Source organism: Bacillus hominis (genome assembly GCF_018332515.1).
In the GTDB taxonomy this organism is placed as follows: domain Bacteria; phylum Bacillota; class Bacilli; order Bacillales; family Bacillaceae_G; genus Bacillus_A; species Bacillus_A hominis.
Map to the genome: position 1 here is coordinate 1 of NZ_BOQD01000468.1, position 233 is coordinate 233.

2 protein-coding genes are annotated in these 233 nt (G+C 48.9%); both read left to right on the forward strand.

The features are described from left to right. Positions 1-6 precede the first annotated feature (6 nt). Complete coding sequence (locus tag KI356_RS28900; protein ID WP_001767306.1) at positions 7-123, forward strand: 16S rRNA (uracil(1498)-N(3))-methyltransferase; 117 nt, start codon at positions 7-9, stop codon at positions 121-123. A 12-nt stretch (positions 124-135) separates the two neighbouring features. Next, positions 136-233 (forward strand): hypothetical protein (locus KI356_RS28905; RefSeq protein ID WP_212936932.1); only part of this gene is annotated, 98 nt, incomplete at its 3' end.

Genomic DNA, 233 nt, shown 5'->3' on the forward strand with positions numbered 1-233 from the left:
ATTGCCATGACTGCCCGCTATCAATTTACTGATATCCTGTTGGGACCTCGCGTTTTGCGTACAGAGACAACTGCGCTCACCGCCATTACCGCGCTACAAGTACGATTTGGCGATTTGGGCTAACGGAGAAGAATAATGATCAAGCTCGGCATCGTGATGGACCCCATCGCAAACATCAACATCAAGAAAGATTCCAGTTTCGCTATGTTGCTGGAAGCACAGCGTCGTGGTTA